General features: G+C 78.5%; 1 protein-coding gene. It reads left to right on the forward strand.

Annotated elements, in window-relative coordinates:
- Positions 1-828 (forward strand): methyl-accepting chemotaxis protein (locus AC1MIR_RS14295; RefSeq protein ID WP_480028866.1); only part of this gene is annotated, 828 nt, incomplete at its 5' end.
- Between the last annotated feature and the right edge of the window lie 97 nt (positions 829-925).

A 925-nucleotide genomic window follows, 5' to 3' on the forward strand; every position in this document is an offset into this window, starting at 1 on the left:
ATCGGCGATGTCGCGCGGCTGATCGGCGACATCGCCGGCCAGACCAACCTGCTGGCGCTGAACGCGACCATCGAGGCCGCCCGCGCGGGCGAGGCCGGGAAGGGCTTCGCCGTCGTCGCCGGGGAGGTGAAGGCGCTGGCCGCGCAGACCGCCAAGGCGACCGAGGAGATCGCCACGCAGATCCAGGCGATCCGCGGCGTCACCGAGGAAGCGGTCGCCGTGGTGCGCGACATGGCCGGCCAGGTGCAGGACATGGGCGAGACCTCCGCGGCCATCGCCGCCGCGGTCGAGCAGCAGGGCGCCGCCACGCGGGAGATCGCGGCCAATGTCACGCGCGTGCTGGACAGCTCCCGCCGCGCCGTGACCGCGATGGGCGAGGCGCGGCGCGCCGCCGGCGCGGCGCGGGCGGTCAGCCGCGACGTGGAGGCCGGCGCGCGGGATGTCGGCGACGAATGCGGCACGCTGCAGCGGGAGGTGGACCAGTTCCTCGCCTCGCTGCGCAGCGCGCGCGGCGACCGGCGCGTCTATGACCGCGTCGCCGGCGATGGCCGCCTGGTGGAGATCACCGGCAAGGGCGGCCTCGCGCTGCGCGGGCGGCTGCGCGACATGTCCCGCGGCGGCATCGCGGTCGAGGCGGATGGCGCGCCGCCAGCCGGTCTCGCGCCCGGGCGGGAGCTGCGGATCTCCCTGCCCGGCGCCGGCGAGATGAGCGTGCGCGTCTCGCGCGTCGATTGGCCGACGCTCGCGCTCGTCCTGCCGCTCGACGACGAGACGGGGGCGCGGCTGGATGCGGTGATCGCTTCCCTGCTCCGCCGGCCGGCCGCGTGAGGGCGCGGCGGGGCCGCCGCGCGGGGCAGCCCCCCCGGGGGGGCACGGGCGCCCCCGGCAACACCCCCCCCCCCCCCCCCCCCCCCCCGCGCCGCGC

The organism is Falsiroseomonas sp. RANM36, assembly GCF_056682175.1.